General features: G+C 68.9%; 6 protein-coding genes. 2 read left to right on the top strand and 4 right to left on the bottom strand.

What is annotated here, in order from left to right:
• Window positions 1-146 precede the first annotated feature (146 nt).
• Both QMZ26_RS12805 and QMZ26_RS12800 read right to left on the bottom strand, forming a co-directional pair.
• On the bottom strand, window positions 147-923 hold the full coding sequence (locus QMZ26_RS12805) for a DUF481 domain-containing protein (RefSeq protein ID WP_108758930.1): 777 nt from the start codon (window positions 921-923) through the stop codon (window positions 147-149).
• Between the two features lie 107 nt (window positions 924-1,030).
• Window positions 1,031-1,630 (bottom strand): hypothetical protein, encoded by a 600-nt coding sequence (locus tag QMZ26_RS12800; RefSeq protein ID WP_108747438.1) that lies wholly within the window; start codon window positions 1,628-1,630, stop codon window positions 1,031-1,033.
• Window positions 1,631-1,711: 81 nt separating this feature from the next.
• Here QMZ26_RS12800 and QMZ26_RS12795 point away from each other — a divergent pair, with 81 nt between their 5' ends.
• Both QMZ26_RS12795 and QMZ26_RS12790 read left to right on the top strand, forming a co-directional pair.
• Window positions 1,712-2,683, top strand: coding sequence for a YafY family protein (locus QMZ26_RS12795; protein ID WP_200733160.1), 972 nt, complete (start codon window positions 1,712-1,714; stop codon window positions 2,681-2,683).
• A 28-nt stretch (window positions 2,684-2,711) separates the two neighbouring features.
• Entirely contained in the window at window positions 2,712-3,506 is a 795-nt protein-coding gene (locus QMZ26_RS12790) for a MetQ/NlpA family ABC transporter substrate-binding protein (protein WP_283221671.1), read from the top strand.
• Window positions 3,507-3,575: 69 nt separating this feature from the next.
• Here QMZ26_RS12790 and glpK read toward each other — a convergent pair whose 3' ends face one another.
• Both glpK and glpD read right to left on the bottom strand, forming a co-directional pair.
• Entirely contained in the window at window positions 3,576-5,075 is a 1,500-nt protein-coding gene (gene glpK / locus QMZ26_RS12785) for a glycerol kinase GlpK (protein WP_079223575.1), read from the bottom strand.
• Window positions 5,076-5,151: 76 nt separating this feature from the next.
• A complete protein-coding gene (gene glpD / locus QMZ26_RS12780; protein WP_283221670.1) occupies window positions 5,152-6,633 on the bottom strand; it encodes a glycerol-3-phosphate dehydrogenase in 1,482 nt (493 codons plus the stop codon).
• Between the last annotated feature and the right edge of the window lie 26 nt (window positions 6,634-6,659).

Below are 6,659 nucleotides of genomic sequence, written 5' to 3'. Positions count from 1 at the left end.
GCTTACCGCCGCCCCGGGCCCCCTTTTTCTTTGCTCTGGCTCTATTGGGCGGTTTTTCCTGCCTCCCTTCCTCGGGGGGCCCCCCCCCCCCCCCCCCCCACCCTCGACTCTACAAATAAAGAACGGGCGCCCTGGGCGCCCGTTTCTCATTTGAACTTGTAGACCACGTTCATCGTGGTCAGCGTATCGGTCCGGCGCTTGTCGTCGGCCACATCGCTGTTGTAACGGGCCTGCCAGCCGGCCTTCAGGGCCAGGTGTTCGTTCATGCTCACCGACACGCCGAAATCGTTCTGGCCGAAGGTGTTGTACGAGCCCGATTCGACCAGCAGGTTGTTGACCAGGTCGGTGTTGCCGGTGATGGCGAACTTCAGCTCGAACTGGCCCTGGCCGATCAGGCCGGTGCGGGTGCGGTCGTCCTCGGTGCTGTGGGTGCGGCTGACACCCGGGCCCAGCAGGGCGTCGAAGGAGAGGCGCTCGGTGTTGATCAGGCGGGTACCGTAGCCCAGGCCGAACGAGCTGCGGCGATCATAGGTGGCGAAGTCATCGCGCTCGGTACGCACCTTGGCGAACAGCTGGCGGTGTTCGCCCAGCTGCAGCGCACTGCCGGCGGCGCCGGTATAGCGGTTGGCCGTGGTGTTGTCGCGGCGGGAGGTGCTGCCGTCGTCGTTGGTCTCGGTCACCTTGGAGCTGGAGCGCAGGCCGAACAGGTCCATGGTGTGCACCCAGTCGCCATCGGTGTAGCGCAGGCGCAGGGCGCCGTTGAAGCTCTCGGTGCTGCTGTTGCCGCTGGCTGCGGCAAAGCCCAGTTCGCCACCGCTGCCGCTCCACGGCGAAGTCATCGCCGCCAGTTCGGAGGCATCCTGGGCATACGCCAGCGGCGCGCACAGCAGGAGGGGCACAAGCAGGGTCACGCGCAGGGACATCAAGGCTTCTCCGAAGCGGTTAACAACCCGTGATGATACTGGATGCGCCATAGCCGCCAGAACCGGTCGGAAGCACCGCTTCAGCAGGCGTTACCGCCATCGCCCATTCAGGGGCGCTCGATGCGCAGTGCCGGGTCGTTGAAGCGCGAGTAGCGCAGGCGCAGCTGGTACGGACGCCCCTGGTTGCTGCCGCTGCGCACGATCTGCCGCGGCAGCCCCTGGTCGTCCACCCAGTATTCCAGCCGCTCGCCGGCCTCGCCCAGCAGGCGGTAGTGGCGGGTATCCACCCCGTCCAGCGACTGCCGGCCCAGGTCCTCGGCCCGCAGCTCGGCTGCGGGGGCATCCTTGGGCAGCGGGCTGCGCCACTGCTCCATCAGGCCCGGCGGGGTCGGTACCTGCTGGATGGCGCTGCCGGCCTGCAGGAACATGGTGTCGCCGATGATCGTCTGCTGGCCGGCCGGGGTCTGCACCCGGAAGCGGTCGGGCGCGACGAAGTCCATGGCGCTGCGCACCGGCTGCGCCGCACCCTGCAGGTCCAGTTCGGCGTGGAAGCTGCGCAGGCCGGCCAGGCGCTCGCTGGCGGCCAGCACCGCGTGCGCCGGCTCGGCGGCCGGTACCGGGGCGTCGGCGGCCGCCGGAGCGGGGGCGCGATCACAGGCGGCCAGCAGCAGGCAGGCCAGCAGGGGCAGGGCAGGCAGGCGGCGCATCGGGCGCTCCATGGGGCGGGGGGCGCCCACGATAGCCCAAAGCCCCCACACAACGCCCGCGACTCGGACATAATCAGGGGCATGGACCGATACGAACGCATCACCGCCCTGCATCGTCTGCTCAAGTCCGCGCGCTATCCGGTGACGGTGGCGACCCTGCAGGACAAGCTCGGTTGTTCCCGTGCCACCGTCTACCGTGATCTGGCCTTCCTGCGCGACGCGCTGATGGCCCCGATCGAGGGCGACGGCGAGGCCGGCTTCCGCTACATGGCTGACGAGAGCGATCGCTTCGAGCTGCCCGGGCTGTGGCTCAGCTCGGAGGAGCTGCACGCCCTGCTGGCCTCGCAGCACCTGCTGGCGCGTACCGGCGGCGGCGTGCTGTCGTCGGTGCTGGCCCCGCTGCAGCAGCGCATCGAAAGCCTGCTGGCGGCCCAGGCCGGTGTCTCCAACTGGCCGGTGGACCGGGTGCGGGTGATCCCGCACCGCGGCCGCAAGTTCGATGAAGGCAGCTTCCGCACCGTTGCCTCGGCCGTGCTCGAGCGCAAGCAGCTGGCGTTCGAGTACCGCGCCCGCTCCACCGATGAGTCGACCCGGCGCACCGTCTCGCCGCAACGCCTGACCCACTACCGCGACAACTGGTACCTGGATGCCTGGGACCACGACCGCGAAGCCCTGCGCAGCTTTGCCGTGGACCGCGTGCACAAGGCGCGGGTGGTCGACAGCGGTGCCCGCGACGTGGCCGAATCCGAGCTGGACGAACAGCTGGGCGCCAGCTACGGCATCTTCTCCGGCCAGCCCAAGGGCTGGGCGACCATCCTGTTCAGCGCCAAGGCCGCGCGCTGGGTGGCCGACGAGCACTGGCATTCCAAGCAGCAGGGCCGTTTCCTGCCTGATGGCCGCTACGAGCTGAAGGTGCCCTACAGCGTCTCGCGCGAGCTGCTGATGGACGTGCTGCATTACGGTTCCGATGCCGAGATCGTCGAGCCGGTGATGCTGCGCGAGCAGGCCAAGGCGCTGCTGGACCTGGCCCTGTCCAACTACGAAAACCCCTGATCCTCCCCCCGAGAGACCCGTTGCCCCCATGAAGAAGACCCTGTTGCTGCCCCTGTTCGCCGCTGCGCTGGCCCTGACCGCCTGCGGCAAGTCCGGTGAGCCTTCGCAGAAGCTGGTGGTGGCCGCCACCGCCGTGCCGCACGCGGAGATCCTGGAGGTGGTCAAGCCGATCCTCAAGGAGGACGGTGTGGACCTGGACGTGCGCGTGTTCAACGATTACGTGCAGCCCAACGACCAGCTCGTGCAGAAGCAGGTGGACGCCAACTACTTCCAGACCGAGCCGTATCTGGATGCCTACAACCGCGACCGCAAGACCGACCTGACCAAGGTGATCGGCGTGCACATCGAGCCCTTCGGTGCGTACTCGCGCAAGGTGAAGTCGCTGGCCGACCTGCGCGAAGGCGCCGACGTGGTCATTCCCAACGACCCGAGCAACAACAGCCGCGCGCTGATCCTGCTGCACAAGGCCGGCGTGATCGAGCTGAAGGACCCGAGCAACGCCCTGTCGACCCAGCGCGACATCATCGCCAACCCGAAGAAGCTGAAGTTCCGCGAGCTGGATTCGGCGATGCTGCCGCGCGTGCTGGACCAGGTCGACCTGGCCCTGATCAACACCAACTACGCGCTGGATGCGGGCCTGAACCCGACCCAGGACGCGCTGGCGATCGAGAGCAAGGACTCGCCGTACGTGAACTTCCTGGTCGCGCGCCCGGACAACAAGGACGACGCCCGCGTGCAGAAGCTGGCCAAGGCACTGACCAGCCCGCAGGTGAAGGCCTTCATCGAAACCAAGTACAAGGGCGCGGTGCTGCCGGCGTTCTGATGTTGGGGTAGCGCCGGGCCATGCCCGGCGGAATGGGTGTTCGCCGGGCATGGCCCGGCGCTACCGCCTTCAATCGACGTGGAAGGCGAGGGTGGCGGCCACGGCCTGCTGCCACCCGGCATACAGCCTCTCGCGTCGCGCCGGGTCCATCTTCGGCTCGAAGCGCTGGTCCAGGCCCCACTGCGCGGCAATCTGCTCGCGGCTTTCCCAGAACCCCACCGCCAGGCCGGCCAGGTAGGCCGCCCCCAGCGCGGTGGTTTCGGTCAGCCGTGGTCGCAGCAGCGGTACGCCGAGGATGTCGGCCTGGAACCCGGCCAGGAAATCGTTGCCGATCGCACCGCCATCGGCGCGCAGTTCGCTCAGGGCAATGCCCGCATCGGACTGCATCGCATCGAGCACGTCACGCGTCTGGTAGGCCATCGCCTCCAGCGCAGCGCGCACGAAGTGCGCCTTGCTGGTGCCCCGGGTCAGGCCGAACATCGCCCCGCGCACATCGCTGCGCCAGTACGGCGCGCCCAAGCCGACGAAGGCCGGCACGAGATAGACCCCGCCGCTGTCGTCCACCTTCGCTGCCAATGCCTGGCTGTCGCTGGCGTGGTCGATCATGTGCAGCCCGTCGCGCAGCCACTGCACCACCGATCCAGCAATGAAGATCGACCCTTCCAGCGCATATTCCACGCGCCCGCCGATGCCCCAGGCGATGGTGGTCAGCAGGCCGTTGCGCGAGCGCACCGCCTGCGTGCCGGTGTGCATCAGCATGAAGCAGCCGGTGCCATAGGTGTTCTTGACCATGCCCGGCTGGAAGCAGGCCTGGCCGAACAGCGCCGCCTGCTGGTCACCGGCGATGCCGGCGATCGGGATCGGGTGGTCGAAGAAGAACTGGGGCCGCGTATGTGCGTACACCGCGCTGGAATCGCGCACGCTGGGCAGCATCGCGCGCGGGATGTCCAGCAACGCCAGCAGGTCGTCGTCCCATTGCAGGGTGTGGATGTTGAACAGCAGGGTACGCGCGGCGTTGCTGTAGTCGGTCACGTGGGCCTGGCCGCCGCTCAGGTTCCAGACCAGCCAGCTGTCGATGGTGCCGAACAGCAGTTCGCCACGTTCGGCGCGCTGCTGCGCACCGTCCACGTGGTCGAGGATCCAGCGCACCTTGGTGGCCGAGAAGTAGGCATCGATCAGCAGGCCGGTGCGCTCGCGGATCAGGGCTTCATGGCCATCGGCGCGCAGCCGCTCGCAGATGGCCTGGCTCTGCCGCGACTGCCAGACGATGGCATTGTGGATCGGCTGGCCGGTGGCGCGGTCCCACACCACGGTGGTTTCGCGCTGGTTGGTGATGCCCAGTGCGGCAATCTGCCGTGGGTCGATCTGCTCGCGGCTGAGCAGTTCGGTCATGGTTGCGTAGACGCTGGTGAGGATCTCGCGCGGATCGTGTTCCACCCAGCCCGGCTGCGGGAACACCTGGCTGAATTCACGCTGCGCGCTGCCGACGATGTTGCCGCCACGGTCGAACAGGATCGCGCGCGAACTGGTGGTGCCCTGGTCGATGGCCAGCACGTAGCGGGGCGTCATGGGGCGTCTCCGGTGGTGGTGTTGGTAGAGTCGAGCTTGCTCGACTGGATCTTGCGTCAGTCGAGCAGGCTCGACTCTACCGTTTCTGCATCCACGCCTGCAGGCGTGCCACCTGCGCTGCGTCCAGGCGCAGGCCCAGCTTGCTGCGTCGCCACAGCACGTCCTCGGCAGTCCATGCCCATTCGTGCTGCTGCAGCCAGGCCACCTCGCGCGCGTACAGGCCGCTGCCGAAGTCTTCCCCCAGGTCGGCCAGCGCGCTCGCGCCATCGATCAACGCCGCGCTGCGGCTGCCATAGGCTTCGGCCCAGCGCCGGGCGAGCGGGGCGGGCAGCCAGGGGGCGAGCCGCTGCAGCTGCCCACACGCCGCACCAGCATCGCCCCAGTCACTGCCGGGCAGGGCATCGCCGCGTGCCGTCCAGGCCGGGCCCATGCCGGGCAGGTGGGGACGCAGCAGATCCAGGGCTTCTTCGGCCAGCACGCGGTAGGTGGTCAGCTTGCCGCCCAGCACGTGCACGGCCGGTGCGCCACCGCCCTGCAACTGCAGCCGATAGTCGCGGCTCAGCTTCGCCGCCTGCGGATCGGTGGCGGCCAGCAGCGGGCGCACGCCGGCAAACTGCCAGACGACATCGGCGGCGCGGATCGGCTCGCGCAGGTAGCGGTTGGCGGCCGCGCACAGGTACTCCACTTCCGAGGGCAGGACGCTGCAGCGTGCCGGGTCGCCGCGGTAGTCGGTATCAGTAGTGCCCACCAGCAGGTGGTCGTGCGCGAATGGCAGCAGGAACACCACGCGTCCATCCGGCTGCTGCAGCAGGCAGGCACTGTGCGTGGGCCAGGGCCGGCGCAGGACGATATGGCTGCCCTGCACCAGGCGCAGCGCGGGCGAGCCGTCGCCCGGCAGCATGCGCTGCAGCAGGCCACCGGCCCACGGCCCGGCCGCGTTGGCCACGGCGCGGGCCTGCACGGTGTGGGTCCGACCGTCGCGGTCTTCCAGCGTCGCCCGCCAGTGCGTGGGTGTCTGCTGCAGATCCGTGCAGCGCGTACAGGTGAGGATGCGTGCGCCCCGGCCGGCGGCATCCAGCGCGTTGAGCACCACCAGCCGCGCATCGTCCACCTGTGCGTCGGCATAGCTGAAGGCCTCCTGCAGGTGCGGAGCCAGCCAGCTGCCGAGTGCATCGCCGGGCAGCTGCAGCGAGCGCGAGGCGGGGAAAGCCGGGCTGCGCCGGCCCAGGTGGTCGTACAGCCACAGGCCCGCGCGCAGCATCCAGCGCGGCCGCAGGTGCGGTTCCCACGGCAGCACGAAGCGCAGCGGATGGACCAGGTAAGGCGCCTGCCGGCGCACCGTCTCACGCTCGCCCAGCGCCTTGCGCACCAGGCCGAACTCGCGTTGTTCCAGGTAGCGCAGGCCGCCGTGGACCAGCTTGCTGCTGGCACTGGAGGTGTGCGCGGCCAGATCATGCTGTTCACACAGCAGCACGCGCAGGCCGCGGCCGCTGGCATCGCGGGCGATGCCGGTGCCGTTGATGCCACCGCCGATCACCAGCAGGTCGATTTCGTGCACGGTGCCCCCCATCCCTCGGTGAAATC

The organism is Stenotrophomonas sp. PFBMAA-4 (assembly GCF_030053215.1).
GTDB lineage: Bacteria > Pseudomonadota > Gammaproteobacteria > Xanthomonadales > Xanthomonadaceae > Stenotrophomonas.
This window is presented reverse-complemented; position numbering and strand designations above follow the sequence as displayed.